We start from the raw sequence: 211 nt of genomic DNA, 5'->3' as shown, positions 1-211 counted from the left end.
CGCTGGGCGCCGACGCCACGGCCGAGCAGCGTTTCCGCGCAGCCGTGCTGGGCCAGATGGCGGGCCTGATCAAGCATGGGGACTTCGCCCTGGCCCACGGCCGCCTGCTGGGCCAGTTGCCCGACAAGGTGCGCGAACGCCAGATCAAGCGCCGCGAGCGCCACCAGAAATTCTGGAGCGGCCTGCTCGAAGACCTGCGCGCCGAAGGCCG

The 211-nt window shown here is 71.6% G+C and carries 1 protein-coding gene; it reads left to right on the top strand.

The genetic code is table 11. The features are described 5' to 3' along the window. Positions 1 to 211, top strand: a 211-nt coding sequence (locus RRF55_RS29280) for a hypothetical protein (protein WP_439419495.1), incomplete at both ends; no start/stop codon positions are given.

Origin of the sequence: Klebsiella sp. K47 (assembly GCF_051858335.1) — a bacterium.
Taxonomy (GTDB): domain Bacteria; phylum Pseudomonadota; class Gammaproteobacteria; order Enterobacterales; family Enterobacteriaceae; genus Klebsiella; species Klebsiella pneumoniae.
This window is presented reverse-complemented; position numbering and strand designations above follow the sequence as displayed.